25 protein-coding genes are annotated in these 17525 nt (G+C 69.6%); 22 read left to right on the plus strand and 3 right to left on the minus strand.

Going from position 1 to position 17525, the window contains the following annotated elements; genetic code table 11:
* The first annotated feature begins 2 nt into the window (after positions 1-2).
* From LV79_RS07815 to truA, 22 genes are all read left to right on the plus strand, one after another.
* Positions 3-188 carry a type Z 30S ribosomal protein S14 gene (locus LV79_RS07815; protein ID WP_035279543.1) on the plus strand — a complete coding sequence of 62 codons (186 nt, stop codon included), beginning with the start codon at positions 3-5 and terminating at the stop codon, positions 186-188.
* 120 nt (positions 189-308) lie between these two features.
* Complete coding sequence (rpsH, locus tag LV79_RS07820) at positions 309-707, plus strand: 30S ribosomal protein S8 (RefSeq protein WP_253833584.1); 399 nt, start codon at positions 309-311, stop codon at positions 705-707.
* 12 nt (positions 708-719) lie between these two features.
* The gene (gene rplF / locus LV79_RS07825) at positions 720-1259 is read left to right on the plus strand and encodes a 50S ribosomal protein L6 (protein WP_253833586.1); all 540 of its coding nucleotides are present in this window, start codon (positions 720-722) and stop codon (positions 1257-1259) included.
* Positions 1256-1663 carry a 50S ribosomal protein L18 gene (rplR, locus tag LV79_RS07830; RefSeq protein WP_253833588.1) on the plus strand — a complete coding sequence of 136 codons (408 nt, stop codon included), beginning with the start codon at positions 1256-1258 and terminating at the stop codon, positions 1661-1663. The genes rplF and rplR overlap by 4 nt, the downstream gene beginning before the upstream one ends.
* Positions 1664-1694: 31 nt before the next feature.
* Entirely contained in the window at positions 1695-2360 is a 666-nt protein-coding gene (rpsE, locus tag LV79_RS07835) for a 30S ribosomal protein S5 (RefSeq protein ID WP_253833590.1), read from the plus strand.
* Positions 2361-2362: 2 nt separating this feature from the next.
* Positions 2363-2545, plus strand: a complete 183-nt coding sequence (rpmD, locus tag LV79_RS07840; RefSeq protein ID WP_092778305.1) for a 50S ribosomal protein L30 — start codon at positions 2363-2365, stop codon at positions 2543-2545.
* Entirely contained in the window at positions 2542-2994 is a 453-nt protein-coding gene (gene rplO / locus LV79_RS07845; protein WP_253835888.1) for a 50S ribosomal protein L15, read from the plus strand. Before rpmD ends, rplO begins: the two co-directional genes overlap by 4 nt.
* Positions 2995-3138: 144 nt before the next feature.
* On the plus strand, positions 3139-3549 hold the full coding sequence (locus LV79_RS07850) for a YciI family protein (protein ID WP_253833591.1): 411 nt from the start codon (positions 3139-3141) through the stop codon (positions 3547-3549).
* The gene (locus LV79_RS07855) at positions 3542-4681 is read left to right on the plus strand and encodes an RNA polymerase sigma factor (RefSeq protein ID WP_253833593.1); all 1140 of its coding nucleotides are present in this window, start codon (positions 3542-3544) and stop codon (positions 4679-4681) included. Before LV79_RS07850 ends, LV79_RS07855 begins: the two co-directional genes overlap by 8 nt.
* Positions 4682-4864: 183 nt before the next feature.
* Entirely contained in the window at positions 4865-5479 is a 615-nt protein-coding gene (locus LV79_RS07860; protein ID WP_253833603.1) for a LysE family translocator, read from the plus strand.
* A 207-nt stretch (positions 5480-5686) separates the two neighbouring features.
* Entirely contained in the window at positions 5687-6988 is a 1302-nt protein-coding gene (secY, locus tag LV79_RS07865) for a preprotein translocase subunit SecY (RefSeq protein ID WP_253833605.1), read from the plus strand.
* Positions 6985-7539 carry an adenylate kinase gene (locus tag LV79_RS07870; RefSeq protein WP_253833607.1) on the plus strand — a complete coding sequence of 185 codons (555 nt, stop codon included), beginning with the start codon at positions 6985-6987 and terminating at the stop codon, positions 7537-7539. The genes secY and LV79_RS07870 overlap by 4 nt, the downstream gene beginning before the upstream one ends.
* 53 nt (positions 7540-7592) lie before the next feature.
* Positions 7593-8363, plus strand: coding sequence for a type I methionyl aminopeptidase (gene map, locus LV79_RS07875; protein WP_253835890.1), 771 nt, complete (start codon positions 7593-7595; stop codon positions 8361-8363).
* A gap of 179 nt (positions 8364-8542) precedes the next feature.
* The gene (infA, locus tag LV79_RS07880) at positions 8543-8764 is read left to right on the plus strand and encodes a translation initiation factor IF-1 (protein ID WP_005166804.1); all 222 of its coding nucleotides are present in this window, start codon (positions 8543-8545) and stop codon (positions 8762-8764) included.
* 79 nt (positions 8765-8843) lie between these two features.
* A complete protein-coding gene (gene rpmJ, locus LV79_RS07885; protein WP_018682809.1) occupies positions 8844-8957 on the plus strand; it encodes a 50S ribosomal protein L36 in 114 nt (37 codons plus the stop codon).
* Positions 8958-9133: 176 nt separating this feature from the next.
* Complete coding sequence (gene rpsM / locus LV79_RS07890; RefSeq protein ID WP_253833609.1) at positions 9134-9514, plus strand: 30S ribosomal protein S13; 381 nt, start codon at positions 9134-9136, stop codon at positions 9512-9514.
* Positions 9511-9693, plus strand: coding sequence for a hypothetical protein (locus LV79_RS07895; protein WP_253833611.1), 183 nt, complete (start codon positions 9511-9513; stop codon positions 9691-9693). The genes rpsM and LV79_RS07895 overlap by 4 nt, the downstream gene beginning before the upstream one ends.
* Before the next feature lie 15 nt (positions 9694-9708).
* Positions 9709-10116 (plus strand): 30S ribosomal protein S11, encoded by a 408-nt coding sequence (gene rpsK, locus LV79_RS07900; RefSeq protein ID WP_026424141.1) that lies wholly within the window; start codon positions 9709-9711, stop codon positions 10114-10116.
* A 23-nt stretch (positions 10117-10139) separates the two neighbouring features.
* Positions 10140-10745, plus strand: a complete 606-nt coding sequence (rpsD, locus tag LV79_RS07905) for a 30S ribosomal protein S4 (protein WP_253833618.1) — start codon at positions 10140-10142, stop codon at positions 10743-10745.
* Between the two features lie 115 nt (positions 10746-10860).
* On the plus strand, positions 10861-11910 hold the full coding sequence (locus LV79_RS07910; RefSeq protein WP_253833620.1) for a DNA-directed RNA polymerase subunit alpha: 1050 nt from the start codon (positions 10861-10863) through the stop codon (positions 11908-11910).
* A gap of 46 nt (positions 11911-11956) precedes the next feature.
* The gene (gene rplQ, locus LV79_RS07915) at positions 11957-12523 is read left to right on the plus strand and encodes a 50S ribosomal protein L17 (RefSeq protein WP_253833622.1); all 567 of its coding nucleotides are present in this window, start codon (positions 11957-11959) and stop codon (positions 12521-12523) included.
* A gap of 68 nt (positions 12524-12591) precedes the next feature.
* Positions 12592-13365, plus strand: coding sequence for a tRNA pseudouridine(38-40) synthase TruA (gene truA / locus LV79_RS07920; RefSeq protein ID WP_253835893.1), 774 nt, complete (start codon positions 12592-12594; stop codon positions 13363-13365).
* A 101-nt stretch (positions 13366-13466) separates the two neighbouring features.
* On the opposite strand, the gene LV79_RS07925 is transcribed toward truA, so the two are convergent.
* The 3 genes from LV79_RS07925 to eccE form a co-directional block, all read right to left on the minus strand.
* Positions 13467-15095: a S8 family peptidase gene (locus tag LV79_RS07925; protein WP_372495279.1), complete on the minus strand. Its 1629-nt coding sequence runs from the start codon at positions 15093-15095 to the stop codon at positions 13467-13469.
* A gap of 424 nt (positions 15096-15519) precedes the next feature.
* The gene (locus LV79_RS07930; RefSeq protein ID WP_253833633.1) at positions 15520-16248 is read right to left on the minus strand and encodes a hypothetical protein; all 729 of its coding nucleotides are present in this window, start codon (positions 16246-16248) and stop codon (positions 15520-15522) included.
* Positions 16245-17429, minus strand: coding sequence for a type VII secretion protein EccE (gene eccE / locus LV79_RS07935; RefSeq protein ID WP_253835895.1), 1185 nt, complete (start codon positions 17427-17429; stop codon positions 16245-16247). Before eccE ends, LV79_RS07930 begins: the two co-directional genes overlap by 4 nt.
* Between the last annotated feature and the right edge of the window lie 96 nt (positions 17430-17525).

The following is a 17525-nucleotide window of genomic DNA, read 5'->3' on the forward strand; positions in this document are numbered from 1 at the left end:
CCATGGCTAAGAAGGCTCTGGTCGCCAAGGCAGCCCGCAAGCCCAAGTTCGCGGTCCGCGCTTACACCCGGTGCAACCGGTGCGGTCGCCCGCACTCGGTGTTCCGCAAGTTCGGCCTGTGCCGGATCTGCCTGCGGCAGATGGCGCACCGCGGCGAGCTGCCCGGCGTGAGCAAGTCCAGCTGGTAAGTGGTTGGTAGGGCCACTCCTGATCGGGAGTGGCCCACCGGCGCTCTACCGGCTTGTATCCCCTCAGTTCGCCGTAGGCCCTCCCCTGGGAACCCCGGCGAGAAAGGTTGACAGGTCACCATGACGATGACCGACCCGATCGCAGACTTCTTGACGCGTCTGCGCAATGCCAACTCGGCGTACCACGACGCGGTCGTGCTGCCGCACAGCAAGCTCAAGGCCAACATCGCCGAGATCCTCAAGCGCGAGGGCTACATCGCCAGCTACCGCGATGAAGACGGCGAGAAGGGCAAGAACCTCGTCGTCGAGCTGAAGTACGGCCCGAACCGCGAGCGCAGCATCGCCGGTCTGCGACGGGTGTCCAAGCCCGGCCTCCGGGTGTACGCGAAGTCGACCAACCTGCCCAAGGTGCTCGGCGGCCTCGGCGTGGCGATCATCTCCACGTCCGGTGGCCTGCTGACCGACCGCCAGGCAGGCAAGCAGGGCGTGGGCGGCGAAGTCCTCGCGTACGTCTGGTAAGGGGGAAACAGAATGTCTCGCATCGGAAGGCTTCCGATCCCCGTCCCAGCCGGGGTTGACGTCACCATCGAGGGGCAGAGCGTCAGCGTCAAGGGTCCCAAGGGCACCCTCTCGCTGACCGTGTCCGAGCCGATCACCGTGGAGCGCGCCGAGGACGGCACGCTCGCGGTCAGCAGGCCCAACGACGAGCGGCAGAACCGGGCCTTGCACGGCCTGACCCGCTCGCTGGTCAACAACGTCGTCATCGGCGTCACCGCCGGTTACGAGAAGAAGATGGAGATCCACGGCGTCGGTTACCGCGTCGTGGCCAAGGGCTCCGACTTGGAGTTCGCGCTCGGCTACAGCCACCCGGTCAAGGTCACCGCCCCAGACGGCATCACCTTCGCGGTGGAGAGCCCGACCAAGTTCTCCGTCTCCGGCATCGACAAGCAGCGCGTCGGCGAGGTCGCGGCCAACATCCGCAAGCTGCGCAAGCCCGACCCGTACAAGGGCAAGGGCGTGCGGTACGCGGGCGAGAAGATCCGCCGCAAGGTCGGAAAGACGGGTAAGTGATCATGAGCGACTCCACTACCACGAAGCGCACGCCGGTGGGCAAGGACATCTCGACCCGCCGCCGCGTCGCCAAGGCTCGCAGGCACTTCCGGCTCCGCAAGAAGGTCGCGGGCACCGTCGAGCGGCCGCGCCTCGTCGTGCACCGGTCGGCCAGGCACATCACCGCGCAGGTCATCGACGACCTCGCTGGGCACACTCTGGTCAGTGCGTCCAGCCTGGAAGCCGACGTCCGCGCGGTCGACGGCGACAAGAAGGCCCGCGCGGCCAAGGTGGGCGCTCTGCTCGCCGACCGCGCCAAGGCCGCTGGCATCGCCAAGGTCGTCTTCGACCGGGGCGGCAACAAGTACACCGGCCGGATCGCGTCGCTGGCCGACTCGGCCCGCGAAGCGGGGCTGGAGTTCTGATGATGGATCTGCACAAGGGAAGGAACGCCTGATGCCGGGACGTACGCGGCAGTTCGGCGGCCAGCAGGGTGGCGGCCAGGGCGGCGGTCAGGGCGGTAACGACCGCGGCGAGCGCCGCGACCGTCGCGACCGGCGTGACGGCGGCGGCCGGGGTGCCCCGGCCGAGAAGACCCCGCACCTCGAGCGGGTCGTCGCCATCAACCGGGTCGCCAAGGTCGTGAAGGGCGGTCGTCGCTTCAGCTTCACCGCCCTGGTCGTGGTCGGTGACGGCGACGGCATGGTCGGTGTCGGCTACGGCAAGGCCAAGGAGGTGCCCGCCGCGATCGCCAAGGGCGTCGAGGAGGCGAAGAAGAACTTCTTCCGCGTCCCCCGCATCGGCGGCACCATCCCGCACCCGATCCAGGGTGAGAAGGCGGCTGGCGTGGTGCTCCTGCGCCCGGCCAGTGCCGGTACCGGCGTCATCGCCGGTGGCCCGGTCCGCGCCGTCCTGGAGTGCGCGGGCGTGCACGACGTGCTGTCGAAGTCGCTGGGTAGCGACAACGCCATCAACATCGTCCACGCCACCATGGCCGCTCTGCGCGGCCTGCAGCGCCCCGAAGAGGTCGCGGCCCGCCGCGGTCTCCCGCTGGAGGACGTGGCTCCCGCAGGCATGCTCCGTGCCCGCGCCGCCGCGGCCACCGCCGGGTCGGGGGTGTGAGCATGGCCCAGCTGAAGGTCACCCAGGTGCGCAGTTCCATCGGGACCAAGCGCAACCACCGGGAGTCCCTCCGCACCCTCGGACTGCGCAAGATCCGCCAGTTCACCGTGCGCGAGGACACCCCAGAGGTGCGCGGCCTCATCCACACCGTCCGCCACCTCGTCACCGTCGAGGAGGTCGACTGATGGCTATCAAGATCCACCACCTGCGGCCCGCCCCGGGTGCCAACACCGCCAAGACCCGCGTCGGTCGTGGTGAGGGCTCCAAGGGCAAGACCGCCGGTCGCGGCACCAAGGGCACCAAGGCGCGCAAGAACGTCCCCGCGCGCTTCGAGGGCGGCCAGATGCCGATCCAGATGCGGCTCCCGAAGCTCAAGGGCTTCAAGAACCGCTTCCGGGTCGAGTACCAGGTCGTCAACGTCGGCGACGTCGCCACCGCCTTCCCGGACGGCGGCGACGTGAGCATCGCGGACCTGGTCCACGCGGGCCTCGTCCGCAAGGGCTCCCTCGTCAAGGTCCTCGGCGACGGCGACCTCAACGGCGTCAAGCTGAACGTCACGGCGGACAAGTTCTCCGGTTCGGCCACGGAGAAGCTGACCGCCGCCGGTGGCACCGCCACCCTGGCCAGCGCCTGAGCACTGCTTTTCCGAGATCCCGGTACCGCCTGGCGGTACCGGGATCTTTTTTTGCGCGGCCATGTCGAGAACCCGGGACCGGCGTCGTCCCAGGGGCAGAACGCGGCCAGAATGGGCCGGGTCGGCACGACAGGGAGACCAACGATGGCCAAGTACCTGATGCTCAAGCACTACCGCGGCGCGCCGAACGCGGTCAACGACGTCCCGATGGACCAGTGGACGCCGGAGGAGATCACCGCGCACTTCGACTACATGAACGACTTCGCGGCCCGGCTGGAGCAGACCGGCGAGTTCGTCGAGAGCCAGGCCCTCGCCCCCGACGGCGTGTTCGTCCGGTTCGACGGGGAGGGCCGCCCGCCGGTGACCGACGGGCCGTTCGCCGAGACCAAGGACCTCGTCGCGGGCTGGATGGTGATCGACGTCGACAGCTACGAGCGGGCGCTGGAGCTGGCCGGGGAGCTCTCGGCCGCGCCCGGCGCCGGTGGTCGACCGATCCACGAGTGGCTGGAGCTGCGCCCGTTCCTCGGCTGCCACTCGCCGGTCACCGGTGGATGAGGCACTCGTCCGGCAGCTGACGCCGGGGGTGCTGGGGGTCCTCGTCCGCCGCGGAGCCGATTTCGCGGCGGCCGAGGACGCCGTGCAGGACGCGCTGGTGGAGGCCATCCGGGTGTGGCCGGTCGACCCGCCGCGCGACGCCAAGGGCTGGCTGGTCACCGTCGCGTGGCGCAAGTTCCTGGACGCGACCAAGGCGGCCACCGCGCGCCGCCAGCGGGAGGACCACGTCGACGCGCCGCAGGGGCCGGTGCCCGACGTGGACGACACACTCCAGCTCTACTTCCTGTGCGCGCACCCGTCGTTGACCCCGTCGTCTGCGGTAGCGCTGACGCTGCGCGCGGTCGGTGGGCTGACGACGCGCCAGATCGCGCAGGCCTACCTGGTGCCTGAGGCGACCATGGCGCAGCGCATCAGCCGGGCCAAGCGCACCGTCGCGGAGGTGCGGTTCGACCAGCCCGGGGACGTCGCCACGGTGCTGCGGGTCCTGTACCTCGTCTTCAACGAGGGCTACTCGGGCGATGTCGACCTCGCGGCGGAGGCGATCCGGCTGACCAGGCAGCTCGCCGGGGTGATCGACCACCCGGAGGTCGCCGGGCTCCTGGCCCTGATGCTGTTGCACCACGCCCGGCGCGCTAGCCGGACCGCCGCTGACGGCAGCCTGGTCCCCCTGGCCGACCAGGACCGCGGCCGCTGGGACACGGCGATGATCACCGAGGGCGTCGCGATCCTCCAGGCCGCCCTGGCCCGCGACCACCTCGGCGAGTTCCAAGCCCAAGCCGCCATCGCCGCCCTCCACGCCGACGCCCCCACAGCCGCCGAAACCGACTGGCCCCAGATCGTCGAGTGGTACGACGAACTCGCTCAGCTGACCGCCAACCCCGTCGTCCGCCTCAACCGCGCCGTAGCCGTGGGCGAGGCCGATGGCCCCCACGCAGGCCTCGCGGCCCTATCCACCATCGACCCCGCCCTACCCCGCTACACCGCCGTCGCCGCCCACCTCCACGAACGCACCGGCGACCTAGCCACAGCCGCCCGCCTGTACGCGGAAGCCGCCCGCGCCGCCCCCAACCTCCCCGAGCGCGACCACCTAACCCGCCAAGCCGCCCGCCTCAACAGCCAGCTCCCACGCTGACTCGCTCCAAACAGACCTCGAGCACGGCCACGGGGTGTGGACAACTGACTCCCCACTGTGGACAGCTTGACGGGATCTGTGGACAGCCGGCGAGAACTGGGGACAACTCGGGGCGAGGTAACTCTGGTGATTTCCCGGATTAACCCCTTGGCCGGTGGAGCCATCGGATGATAGGACTCCGCCATGTGGGTCCTTGTGTTCCTCGGTGCGGCGTTCCTGGTGGCCATGACGCCGGGGGCTAACAACCTCCTGGGTATGCACCACGGCATGCGGTACGGCCCTGCGCGTGGGGTCACCGCGTTGTTCGGGCGGCTCACCGGGTTCGCGTTGCTGATCACGGCAGTGGCGGCGGGGTTGGGGAGCTTGCTCGCCGCGTCCGAGGTCGCGTTGACGGTCGTGAAGTGGGTGGGTGTCGCGTACCTGGTCTACCTGGGGGCGAAGATCCTGCTGACCAGGGCGACCACCCAGGAGGTGGTCGATGAGCCGGTGGCGCCGAACCTGATCAGCCTGGCGCGCAAGGAGTTCCTCGTCGCGGTCACCAACCCGAAGGCCGTGCTGATCTTCACGGCGTTCGTGCCGCAGTTCGTCGAGCCGGATCGCGGGCCGGTGACCGTGCAGGTCCTCGTGCTCGGGGCCCTCTACCTGTTGGCCGAACTGGTGGCCGGGAGCATCTACGTCGGGGTCGGCGCGGTGGTCCGGGCGGTGCGGATGAGCGGTCGCGCGCACCGGCGGTTGGATCAAGGAACCGGCGTGGTGCTGCTCGGAATGGCCGCGCTGTTAGCCACGTCACCCCGCTGACGGCCCCCGTCCGGCAGGTTGTGAGTACCTCGGGGTGCTGAAGGCCACGGGCGTGCTGTTAGAGTCGAGAGCACGCTTCGAGGCTTGTTGCCCCGGGGCGCCCCTGGCCTGCCAGCACCTGGCAGACCGACCCTGTACCCGCCGGCAACTAGCCGGTTCAGCCGTTCACCGGTAATGAGCTGCCGGTGACGCCGAGGAGGTTCTTGCGTGTTCAGCGCCTTCCGCTCGGCTCTCGCGACGCCGGACTTGCGCCGTAAGATCCTTTTCACGCTCGGGATCATCGTGGTCTACCGGATCGGTGCCTTGCTGCCGTCGCCGGGCGTGTCCTACCCGAACGTGCAGAAGTGCCTCGACCTCGTCGACAGCGGCGGCATCTACGGCCTGCTGAACCTGTTCAGCGGCGGAGCCCTGCTCCAGTTGTCGGTGTTCGCGCTGGGCATCATGCCCTACATCACCGCGAGCATCATCATCCAGCTGTTGACGGTGGTGATCCCCCGCTTCGAGCAGCTGAAGAAGGAAGGCCAGGCGGGCCAGGGCAAGCTCACGCAGTACACGCGCTACCTCACCATCGCGCTGGCCGTGCTGCAGGCGACCGGCATCGTCGCGATGGCCGACCGCAAGCAGCTGTTCGCCAACTGCCCGGACGACATCATCCCGAACAGCAACGTCTTCACGCTGTCGGTCGTGGTCATCACGATGACCGCGGGCACCGCGCTGATCATGTGGTTCGGTGAGCTGATCACCGAGCGCGGCATCGGCAACGGCATGTCGCTGCTGATGTTCGTCAACATCGCGGCCCGCATCCCGTCCGAGGGCATGAACATCCTCAACCAGAACGGTGGCCTCGTCTTCGCCATCGTCTGCGTCTTCGGCCTGCTGATCATCGCCAGCGTCGTGTTCGTCGAGCAGGGCCAGCGCCGGATCCCGGTGCAGTACGCCAAGCGCATGATCGGTCGCCGGATGTACGGCGGCACCTCGACCTACCTGCCGCTGAAGGTCAACCAGGCTGGCGTCATCCCGGTGATCTTCGCGTCCTCGCTGCTCTACCTGCCGGACCTGATCTCCCGGCTGGTCGGCCAGGACAGCTCCGGGTGGCAGCGCTTCATCGCCGACCACATCGTGAAGCAGTCGAGCTGGGTGCACATCAGCGTCTACTTCGCTCTGATCATCTTCTTCACGTACTTCTACATCACGATCACGTTCAACGTGAACGAGCGCGCTGACGAGATGAAGAAGTTCGGCGGGTTCATCCCCGGCATCCGCCCGGGCCGCCCGACCTCCGAGTACCTGAGCTTCGTGTTGAGCCGCATCACGCTCCCCGGCTCGATCTACCTCGGCATCATCGCGGTGCTGCCGAACTTCTTCCTCGACGTCACCGGCGATGGTCAGAACCAGAACTTCCCCTTCGGCGGTACCGCCGTCCTCATCATGGTGGGCGTCGGCCTTGACACCGTGAAGCAGATCGAGAGCCAGCTGATGCAGCGAAACTACGAAGGGTTCCTCAAGTGACACGTGTTGTTCTCGTTGGACCGCCCGGAGCGGGCAAGGGCACCCAGGCGACCGCGTTGAGCGAGCAGCTCGGCGTACCGCACATCTCCACCGGGGACCTGTTCCGGGCGCACATCGCGAACAACACCGAGCTCGGCCAGGACGTCCGCAGGTACCTGGACTCCGGCCAGCTGGTGCCAGACGAGGTCACCAACGAGATGGTGCGCGAGCGGCTGGACGAGCCCGACGCGCGCGCCGGGTTCCTGCTCGACGGCTTCCCGCGCAACGTCGGCCAGGCCGAGGTGCTCGGCAAGATCCTCAGTAGCACCGGCCAGTCGCTCGACGCGGTGGTGGAGTTCAAGGTCGACGAGGACGTCGTCGTCAAGCGGCTGCTGGCCAGGGGCCGCAACGACGACAACGAGGACGTCATCCGCCGCCGCCAGGAGATCTACCGCTCGGAGACCGCGCCGCTGCTGGACTACTACGGCGGCTCGGTGATCACCGTGGACGCCGTCGGCGAGGTCGGCGACATCACCGAGCGCGTGCTCTCGGCGCTGCGCGACCGCACGTGACCGGTGGTCTGTTCGGCGGGTTCCGCATGGCGCTCGCCTCCTGGAAGGCTCGGATGATCGAGATCAAGACCCCCGGCCAGCTCGACGCCATGCGCGCGGCCGGGCTGGTGGTGGCCAACTCGCTGGCCGCGGTCGCGGCGGCGGCCAAGGCCGGGGTCAGCACCGCCGAACTCGACGAGCTCGCCGAGCAGACCATCCGGGACGCGGGCGCGGTGCCCTCGTTCAAGGGCTACCACGGCTTCCCGGCCAGCATCTGCGCCTCGGTCAACGAGCAGATCGTGCACGGCATCCCCTCGCGCGAGCAGGTGCTCGCCGAGGGCGACCTCATCTCCGTGGACTGCGGCGCGATCCTCGACGACTGGCACGGCGACTCGGCGGTGACGCTGTTCGTCGGGTCGGTCACCGACGCCGAGCAGGCACTGTCGGACGCGACCAGGGCCAGCATGCTGGCGGGCATCGCCGCGGTCACCCCCGGCGCCCGGCTCACCGACATCTCCCACGCCATCGAGACCTCGGTGCACGCGAGCGAGAAGGCGCACGGCCGCGAGTACGGCATCGTGCGCGAGTACGGCGGCCACGGCATCGGCAGCGCCATGCACATGGACCCGTTCCTGCCGAACTACGGCAAGCCCGGCAAGGGCCCGCGGCTGCGCGTCGGCATGGCCATCGCCATCGAGCCGATGCTCACCCTCGGCGTCGAGGAAACCGTCGAGCTCGAGGACGGCTGGACCGTGGTCACCGCGGACGGATCCCGTGCGGCGCACTGGGAGCACACCGTCGCGGTCACCGACGACGGCCCGTGGGTGCTGACCGCCCCCGAATAGCCCGTCCCCCGGCTGATACCCCCCGATTTGGGGCACCGCGTACGCGCGCGTACACTTGACCGCTGGCGCTGTATAGCGCCGATTCCGTCGTGCGTGTCACCCGGGTGTGGGTTGTTCTGGCCACCCCACGCGTCCGGCGGTAGCCGAAGCTACACCCACCGTCACGAAACGCGGAGGACATGGGCAAGAAGGACGGGGCCATCGAGGTCGAAGGCCGCGTGGTCGAGCCACTCCCCAACGCGATGTTCCGCGTCGAGTTGGAGAACGGCCACAAGGTGCTGGCACACATCAGCGGCAAGATGCGGCAGCACTACATCCGCATCCTGCCCGAGGACCGGGTTGTCGTAGAGCTGTCGCCCTACGACCTGTCCCGCGGCCGCATCGTCTACCGCTACAAGTGACGTTCCCGGCCGACCAGCCGGGAAGCCACTATCGGTGCCCCCGCACGGGGGCACGCGGCCGAAGCAGGAGAAGACAGACGTGAAGGTCAACCCGAGCGTCAAGAAGATCTGCGACAAGTGCAAGGTGATCCGCCGCCACGGCCGGGTCATGGTGATCTGCGAGAACCTGCGCCACAAGCAGCGCCAGGGCTGAGCACCCTCACCGCCTAGCCGCTCGCCGAGCTACGCGACAGCAAGGAAGAGGACCTCCCGCCACCTGTCGGGTCACACGGACCTGACTCACCCCCGGACTCCAGGCCGGGGCCCGAGTACCCACTCGGGGCGGTGCGGGAGAAGACCTGGGGACAACGACGAGGAGATACCGCCGCAATGGCACGTGTCGCTGGCGTAGACCTCCCCCGCGAGAAGCGGATGGAGATCGCGCTGACCTACATCTTCGGTATCGGCCGGACCCGCTCCAAGGAGCTGCTGGCCGCCACCGAGATCAGCCCGGACCTGCGGGCCAAGGACCTGTCCGACGAGGACGTCGTCCGGCTCCGCGACTACATCGAGAACAACTTCAAGGTCGAGGGTGACCTCCGCCGCGAGGTGCAGGCCGACATCCGGCGCAAGATCGAGATCGGCTGCTACGAGGGTCTGCGGTGGCGCCGCGGTCTTCCCGTCCGCGGTCAGCGGACCAAGACCAACGCCCGTACCCGCAAGGGACCGAAGAAGACCGTCGCAGGCAAGAAGAAGGCCGGAAAGAAGTGACCAAGAGCTGCGAGACCGTGCACGCCGTCGTTCCCCAACGACGTCGGAACCGGGCCTTCATGGCCCTCACCGTCGCGCCCAGGTGTGCCCGCCCGGCCGCCCTGCGCGAGCTCTACACGGACGCCGGATCGATCATCCGCAACGCAGCTCCTGAGATCACCACCTCGCGCCCCAGGTAGGAGAAACCCGCAGACATGCCACCGAAGTCTCGTACCGGCGCCGGAGTCAAGAAGGTCCGGCGCAAGGAAAAGAAGAACATCTCGCACGGGCACGCCCACATCAAGAGCACGTTCAACAACACGATCGTCTCCATCACCGACCCGACCGGCGCCGTCATCGCGTGGGCGTCCTCCGGTCACGTCGGCTTCAAGGGCTCGCGCAAGTCGACGCCCTTCGCCGCGCAGATGGCCGCCGAGAACGCGGCCCGCAAGGCAGCCGAGCACGGGATGAAGAAGGTCGACGTGTTCGTGAAGGGTCCTGGCTCCGGCCGGGAAACCGCGATCCGCTCGCTGCAGGCCGCCGGTCTCGAGGTCGGCACCATCCAGGACGTGACCCCGCAGCCGCACAACGGTTGCCGCCCGCCCAAGCGGCGCCGGGTCTGAGGAACGGGGAGGACTAGAAAGACATGGCACGCTACACCGGCCCAGCCACCCGTATCTCGCGGCGCCTCAAGGTCGACCTCGTCGGCGGCGACCAGGCGTTCGAGCGCCGTCCCTACCCGCCCGGCCAGCACGGCCGCGGTCGGAGCAAGGACACCGAGTACCTGCAGCAGCTGCAGGAGAAGCAGAAGGCGCGCTACACCTACGGGATCCTGGAGCGGCAGTTCCGCCGCTACTACGAGACCGCCGCGCGCCGCCAGGGCAAGACCGGTGAGGTCCTGCTCCAGCTGCTCGAGTCCCGCCTCGACAACGTGGTCTACCGCGCGGGCCTGGCCCGCACCCGGCGCCAGGCGCGCCAGCTGGTCAACCACGGGCACTTCATCGTGAACGGCAAGAAGGTCAACATCCCCAGCTTCCAGGTGTCGAAGTTCGACATCATCGACGTGAAGCCGAAGTCGTTGCCGACCCTGCCCTTCGTCGCCGCCAAGGAGTCCGTCGGCGACCGCCCGATCCCGGGCTGGCTGCAGCTCGTGCCGTCGACCCTGCGCATCCTCGTGCACCAGCTGCCCGAGCGCGCGCAGATCGACGTCCCGGTCACCGAGCAGCTCATCGTCGAGTACTACTCGAAGTAGGTCGCGTGGGGGCGGTGGCGAATGGTGCCACCGCCCCGACCGTCCCCAGTGGACGGTCAACCCCAGCACCACCGGCGTCAAATAGCGGGCGCCACCGGGAAGGAAGAACTTAGAAGTGCTCATCTCACAGCGTCCTGGCCTCGCCGAGGAGCCGGTCAACGAGACCCGCTCCCGCTTCGTCATCGAGCCGCTCGAGCCCGGTTTCGGCTACACCCTGGGCAACTCGCTGCGGCGGACCCTGCTGTCCTCGATCCCCGGTGCCTCGGTCACCAGCATCCGCATCGACGGCGTGCTGCACGAGTTCACCACCGTGCCGGGGGTCAAGGAGGACGTCACCGACATCATCCTCAACCTCAAGGAACTCGTCGTCTCCTCGGAGGAGGACGAGCCGGTGACGATGTACCTGCGCAAGCAGGGCCCCGGTGAGGTGACCGCAGGCGACATCGTGCCGCCCGCTGGCGTCACGGTGCACAACCCCGACCTGCACATCGCGACCCTGAACAGCAAGGGCAAGCTGGAGATCGAGCTCGTCGTCGAGCGCGGTCGCGGCTACGTCCCCGCTGTGCAGAACAAGCAGGCGGGCGCGGAGATCGGCCGGATCCCGGTCGACTCCATCTACTCGCCGGTCCTCAAGGTCACCTACAAGGTCGAGGCCACCCGAGTCGAGCAGCGCACCGACTTCGACAAGCTCATCCTCGACGTCGAGACCAAGCCGTCGATCACCCCGCGCGACGCCGTGGCGTCCGCCGGTAAGACGCTGGTCGAGCTGTTCGGGCTCGCCCGCGAGCTCAACATCGACGCGGAGGGCATCGAGATCGGCCCGTCGCCGCAGGAGGCGGACACCATCGCCGCCTACGCGATGCCGATCGAGGACCTCGACCTCACCGTGCGCTCCTACAACTGCCTCAAGCGCGAGGGCATCCACACCGTGGGTGAGCTCGTCTCGCGCAGCGAGGCGGACCTGCTGGACATCCGCAACTTCGGTGCCAAGTCCATCGACGAGGTCAAGATGAAGCTCGTCGGCCTGGGCCTGGCGCTCAAGGACAGCCCGCCCGGGTTCGACCCCACCGCGGCCGCGACGGACTTCGCCGCCGACACGTGGACCGACAGCCCGGACGCTGGCACTGATGACGGCCAGGACTACGCAGAGACCGAGCAGCTCTAGTCCTGACTGGACTCCCTGAGCAGCGGATTTCCCCAAGGAGCAAGCAATGCCCACCCCAACCAAGGGCGCCCGCCTCGGCGGCGGTCCGGCCCACGAGCGGCTGCTGCTGGCCAACCTGGCCACCGCGCTGTTCGAGCACGGCCGGATCACCACCACCGAGGCCAAGGCGAAGCGGTTGCGCCCCTACGCCGAGAAGCTCATCACCAAGGCGAAGGTCGGTGACCTGCACAACCGCCGCGAGATCATGAAGGTGATCCGCGACAAGGACGTCGTGCAGCGCCTGTGCACCGAGATCGGCCCGTTCTTCAGCGACCGCAACGGCGGTTACACCCGGATCACCAAGACCATGCCGCGCAAGGGCGACAACGCCCCGATGGCCGTGATCGAGCTGATCCAGGAGAAGACGGTCACCGCCGAGGCCGAGGCCGCGCGCAAGACCAAGTTCGCCAAGGACGCCAAGAAGGACGAGGCGCCCAAGGCCGTCGAGGCCGACTCGGACGCGGTCGAGGAGACCAAGGTCGAGGATGCCCCGGTCGAGGACACCACCGAGGACAGCAAGGTCGAGGACGCCCCCGAGGCGACCGACGCCGACGCTGCCAAGGACAAGTCCTGACCCAGCAGCACCGCGACGAGCCCGCCACCCCCACCGGGGACGGCGGGCTCGTCCGCGTTCGGCTCGACATCGCCTACGACGGCACGGACTTCTCCGGCTGGGCGGTCCAACCGGAGCGGCGCACGGTGTGCGGGGTGCTGGAGGAGTCGCTCTTCCACGTCCTGCGGCGCAAGGTCCGGCTGACGGTCGCCGGGCGCACCGACGCCGGGGTGCACGCCACGGGTCAGGTCGCGCACGTGGACGTACCCGCCGACGTCGAGCCGGACGAGGTGGTCTTCCGACTGGCCCGCGCGCTGCCCGCGGACGTCCGGGTCACGGGCGCTCGCCGCGTCCCACCCGAGTTCGACGCCCGCTTCGGCGCGCTGCGACGGCACTACGCCTACCGGGTGTGCGACACCCAGTGGCGCGCGGACCCGTTGAGCCGCAAGCACATCGTCACGTGGCCCCGGCAGTTGGACCTGGACGCGCTCAACGCCGCGTCGGCATTGCTGGTGGGAGAGCACAACTTCGTCGCGTTCTGCAAACGCCGCGAGGGCGCCACCACCATCCGCGAACTCCAGCAACTGCGCTGGACCCGCTCGGACAACGGCACCCTGACCGCCCACGTCTCCGCCGACGCCTTCTGCCACTCCATGGTCCGCAGCCTCGTCGGCGCCCTCCTCGCCGTCGGCGAAGGCCGCAAACCCGTCGACTGGCCCGCCTCCATGCTCACCGCCACCGAACGCCCCAGCGCCATCACCGTCGCCCCAGCCCACGGCCTGACCCTCACCGCCGTCGACTACCCGGCCGACGACGACCTCGCCACCCGCGCCGAGCAGACCCGCCGGGTGCGGACACTGTAGACAGTCGCTTGTGGACAAATTTGGGCACGGCGAGAACCCCCGGGGCGACTTCCCTGTCGTCCCGGGGGTTCTCGGTTGTTCAGCAGTGCCTAGCGGTCAGCTCAGACGTCGAGGGTCCAGCTGTTGAGGTAGCCCACGTCGGCCTTGTAGCCGTCCTTGACGGAGAGCTTCCAGTTACCGGCGGCGTTCTTGGCGGACAGGTTGACCGTGTAGGTCTCCTTGATGTTGTCCGCGGAGTCGCTGGTGGAGGTGTTCTTCAGGCGGTAGGTGGTGCCGTCGGGGGCGATCAGGTCGATGCTGATGTCACCGCGGTAGGTGTGGATGACGTCGACGGTCACCTTGCTGGCGGCGTCGGCCTTACCGGTGCAGTTGACGGTGACCTGGCTGGTGACCGCGGCGCCCATGTCCGGGATGTTGACCTTGCCCGCGGCGGTGACCGCGGCGCAGCCGACCGGGGTGGGGGTCGGGGTGGGCGTGGGGGTCGGGGTCGGGGTCGGGGTGGGGGTCGGCGCCGGGGCGGCCACGACCTGCAGGAGCTTGTTCGGCGAGCCGGTGCCCTCGTTGGTGACCTTGCCGGTGGCGGCGGCGCCGAGCAGCGCGGTGCCGACCTGGGCCGGGGTGGCGTTCGGGTTGGTCGCCAGGTAGAGCGCGGCCACACCGGCCACGTGCGGGGACGCCATCGAGGTGCCGCTGATGGTGTTCTTGGCGGTGGTGCCGCCGATCCACGCCGAGGTGATGCCCTCGCCCGGGGCGAAGATGTCGGTGCAGGTGCCGTAGTTGGAGAAGCTGGCACGCGCGTCGGTCTTGGTGGTGGCGCCGACGGTGATCGCCTCCGGCACGCGGGCCGGGGAGTAGCTGCACGCGTTGGCGTTGGAGTTGCCACCGGCCACCGCGTAGGTGACGCCAGCGGCGATGGAGCGCTGCACGGCCTGGTCGAGCGCGGTGGAGGCAGCGCCGCCGAGGCTCATGTTCGCCACAGCGGGCTTGACCCGGTTCGCGGTCACCCAGTCGACACCGGCGATGACGCCGGAGGTGCTGCCGGAGCCGTTGCAGTCGAGCACGCGGACGCCGACCAGCTTGGCCGCCTTGGCCACGCCGTAGGTGGAGCCGCCGATGGTGCCCGCCACGTGCGTGCCGTGGCCGTTGCAGTCGGTGGCGTTGTTGTCGTTGTCGACCTTGTCGATGCCGCTGACCGCGCGGCCGCCGAAGTCGGAGTGGGTCAGGTTGATGCCGGTGTCGATGACGTAGACGTTCACGTTCGACGCGGTGGTGGCGTAGGTGTACTTGTTGTTCAGCGGCAGCGCGGCCTGGTCGACGCGGTCGAGGCCCCACGACGGCGGGGTCAGCTGGTCGACGGTCGCGGCGACCTTCTGGTCGGCCTCGACGTAGGCGACGGACGGGTCGGCCGCGGTGTACTTGGCCTGCTGCTCGGTCATCTTCGCCGAGTAGCCCTTCACCGTCTGGGAGAAGCGCTGCTTGATGGTGCCGCCGAACTTCTTGGTGATGCCGTCCGAGGTCGCGGTGGCCGCCTGGGCGGTCACCCCGTCCTTGAGCACGACGATGTAGCTGCCCGCGATGGCGGTCGGCTTGTCGGCGCCCAGGATCGGGCCCTCCGCCGCGGTCGCCGAGTTGGACAGGCTGAAGCCGATGGCGGCGGTAGCGACCGTCGCGGTGACCGCGAGACCGACTCCGCCGATTCGCCGCATCCTTGCGGCGCGAGACATACCCATTCCTTGGACTCCTTCACAGGAGGAACACCGTGCGGCTCGGCCCTTTTCGCACAACGGGGCCACCGGCGGAACAGGCGCGCGGAAACGACGACTCTCCAGTCCGGTGGTCTCGCTGCACGAAGGTGGGAACCGACCCGTTCGTGTGCCTGAGACCGACAGTCGCGGCGCTCTCGGTTACCCGTTAGCGTCGCTCGGGACCACCAGTTCGGCCGTTCGTGGGCACTTCTGAGGGGTCATCGACTGCGGAGAGTGTGATGGGCGCGGCGCTACGCCGACTGCCGCCGGGTCTTAGGACACCGGGCGTTCGTATTCGGTTCCGGTGCGCGACGGTAGCAGGACAGTTGCGCCGGAAAACGGGTCCGGAAATGGACGCCGCGCACCCGGGCGATTACCGAGCGCGAATGCGCGCTCCGGTGGTGTGACCTCAGTCTCCGCGCCGGACCGGACCCAGGATCTGCTGTTCCTTCTGGGTGGTCACCAGGCGCAGCGGGCGCCACAGGTTGCGGCCGAGCGCGACCACCTGGTCGTCGGCCAGCGTGGTCAGCTGCTGGACCATCGGCGGCGGCAACCGCCACACCCTGGCCGCGAGCTGCGCCTGACCGACCGGGAGCCGCTGCAGCAGCACCAGGTCGGCCGCGTTCGCGGTCGCCCCGGCCTGCGGGTGCATGTAGGGCAGCACGTAGACCGTGGTCTGCCACGGCGACCGCGGCGGGAACAGCTCCTGCGGCGTCGGGCCGCCGTCGTGCACGACCAGCAGCGGGCTGTCCTCCGACGGCCTCGGCAGCTCGACCGGGCTCAACCGGCGGATCTGCACCAGCGGCGCCTGCCGCCCGTCCGGCCCGGTCCCGGCGGCCTTCTGCAGCACCTGCCAGGCGGCGGGGCGCCCGGTGGCGACCACCACCCACGCGCCGACCGCCATCGCCCGCAGCGCGACCTGCCTGGCCAGGTACAGCCCGCCGACCAGCACGATCCTGGTCGGCGTCGGCCGGAGCGCGGAGATGGTCAGCGGCTCGCCCTGCAGGCCGGACCCCAGCACCATCCCGCCCCGGTCGCCGGACGGGCTGACCGCGTCGAGCATGTCCGGCGAGACCAGGAACTCCGGCGCGATGCCACTGGCGCCGCCCTTGGTGTCGAGCAACCGGCTCGAGCTCATGCCTGGCCTCCCAGCGGCAGCGTGGCGGCCAGCCCGGCGACCTGCAGGCCGCGCAGCGGGGTCAGCGTGATGCCGAGCCGGTCGGAGATGGCGTTGAGGCGCTCGTCGGCGTGGCTGAGCTCGTCCGGCGTGCGGGCGCTGACCCGGACCAGGCCGCGCAGGCCGACCTGGCCCTCGTCGGCACCCGGGGTGATCGACATGGCCACCGTCGCCGACAGGGCGCGGACGCCGGTGAGGGCGTTGAGGCTGGTCGCCGCCTTGCCCTGGGGCCAACCGGTGATCGCGTAGCTCGCGTGCCCGATGCCTGCCGCCGTGACGCCGGTCCAGCGCTCACGCAGGCCGACCGGGTTGTTCGACCCGGCGACAGCGGTCAGCTCCGCGGAGGCGATACCGGCCTTGAGCAGCTCGTCGGGGTCCAGCGGGCGGGTCGGCACGCCGCGGGACTCCAGGGCGTTGCGGACCCGCGACAGCGCGCCGATCAACGCCCGGTGCGCGCCGACGACACCGCCACCGCGCTCGCGGACCGCGGCCGGGCAGCGCCTCGGGTCCAACCGCACCGCGACCCACGTGGTGCGGCGCGCGGCGGCCGGGAGCGGGCCGAGCACCTCGAGGTAGGACGCCAGGGCGGGGGAGTTCGGGGGCAGCGACGCGCTGCCCGGGTAGCAGTGCCAGATCACCTGGATCGCGTCGAGCACCACACCGCGGTCCTCCAGGCACGGCGCCAGCGCGCCAAGCGGCAGGCTCGGCGTCGACCCGACCTGGCTGACCAGCGCGGGCGCCGGGTCGACCAGCAGCACCGCGGTCCAGGTGCCCTCGTGCCAGGCGAGGCCGAGCGGCCTGCGCTCGTGGTCGGCCCCGTGCGCGACGACCAGGTCCGGCACGGCCAGCCGCAGCAGGCTCACCCTCGGGTCGTCCGGCCCGGTGACCGCGGACCCGTCGGCGGCGGCCAGTTCCTCGATGCTCACCGGGGCGGTCGGCTTGCTGACGCGGGCGTGCGAGCGGACCGAGTAGCGGACGGTCACGCCGATCCACTGGGTGAACCAGCGACCGCGCCACCGCAGGAACGCCACGACGAGCGCGACGGCCGCGACACCGATCGAGACGTAGACCAGCTTGGTGGAGATGGCCAGCAGCACCAACCCGATCGCGACGCCGACCTCCAGCACCACCAGGTTCGCCACCGGCAGCGCGCCGAGGCTCGCGCCCCGGTTGCGCCTGCGGGCGGCCACCCGGGTGCCGGGCTTGGCCGGGTGCGCGGGCTGGGGGCTCGGCGCGGA

The organism is Actinokineospora globicatena (assembly GCF_024171945.1).
In the GTDB taxonomy this organism is placed as follows: Bacteria; Actinomycetota; Actinomycetes; order Mycobacteriales; family Pseudonocardiaceae; genus Actinokineospora; species Actinokineospora globicatena.

Coding starts and splice junctions, on each gene's coding strand:
- rpsM (WP_253833609.1), top strand. CDS start 9,134: ATGGCACGTGTCGCTGGCGTAGACCTCCCCCGCGAGAAGCGGATGGAG.
- LV79_RS07860 (WP_253833603.1), top strand. CDS start 4,865: ATGTGGGTCCTTGTGTTCCTCGGTGCGGCGTTCCTGGTGGCCATGACG.
- rplF (WP_253833586.1), top strand. CDS start 720: ATGTCTCGCATCGGAAGGCTTCCGATCCCCGTCCCAGCCGGGGTTGAC.
- LV79_RS07930 (WP_253833633.1), bottom strand. CDS start 16,248: ATGAGCTCGAGCCGGTTGCTCGACACCAAGGGCGGCGCCAGTGGCATC.
- rplQ (WP_253833622.1), top strand. CDS start 11,957: ATGCCCACCCCAACCAAGGGCGCCCGCCTCGGCGGCGGTCCGGCCCAC.
- map (WP_253835890.1), top strand. CDS start 7,593: ATGATCGAGATCAAGACCCCCGGCCAGCTCGACGCCATGCGCGCGGCC.
- infA (WP_005166804.1), top strand. CDS start 8,543: ATGGGCAAGAAGGACGGGGCCATCGAGGTCGAAGGCCGCGTGGTCGAG.
- LV79_RS07925 (WP_372495279.1), bottom strand. CDS start 15,095: ATGGGTATGTCTCGCGCCGCAAGGATGCGGCGAATCGGCGGAGTCGGT.
- LV79_RS07850 (WP_253833591.1), top strand. CDS start 3,139: ATGGCCAAGTACCTGATGCTCAAGCACTACCGCGGCGCGCCGAACGCG.
- LV79_RS07815 (WP_035279543.1), top strand. CDS start 3: ATGGCTAAGAAGGCTCTGGTCGCCAAGGCAGCCCGCAAGCCCAAGTTC.
- rpsK (WP_026424141.1), top strand. CDS start 9,709: ATGCCACCGAAGTCTCGTACCGGCGCCGGAGTCAAGAAGGTCCGGCGC.
- rpsE (WP_253833590.1), top strand. CDS start 1,695: ATGCCGGGACGTACGCGGCAGTTCGGCGGCCAGCAGGGTGGCGGCCAG.
- rpmD (WP_092778305.1), top strand. CDS start 2,363: ATGGCCCAGCTGAAGGTCACCCAGGTGCGCAGTTCCATCGGGACCAAG.
- rpsD (WP_253833618.1), top strand. CDS start 10,140: ATGGCACGCTACACCGGCCCAGCCACCCGTATCTCGCGGCGCCTCAAG.
- rpsH (WP_253833584.1), top strand. CDS start 309: ATGACGATGACCGACCCGATCGCAGACTTCTTGACGCGTCTGCGCAAT.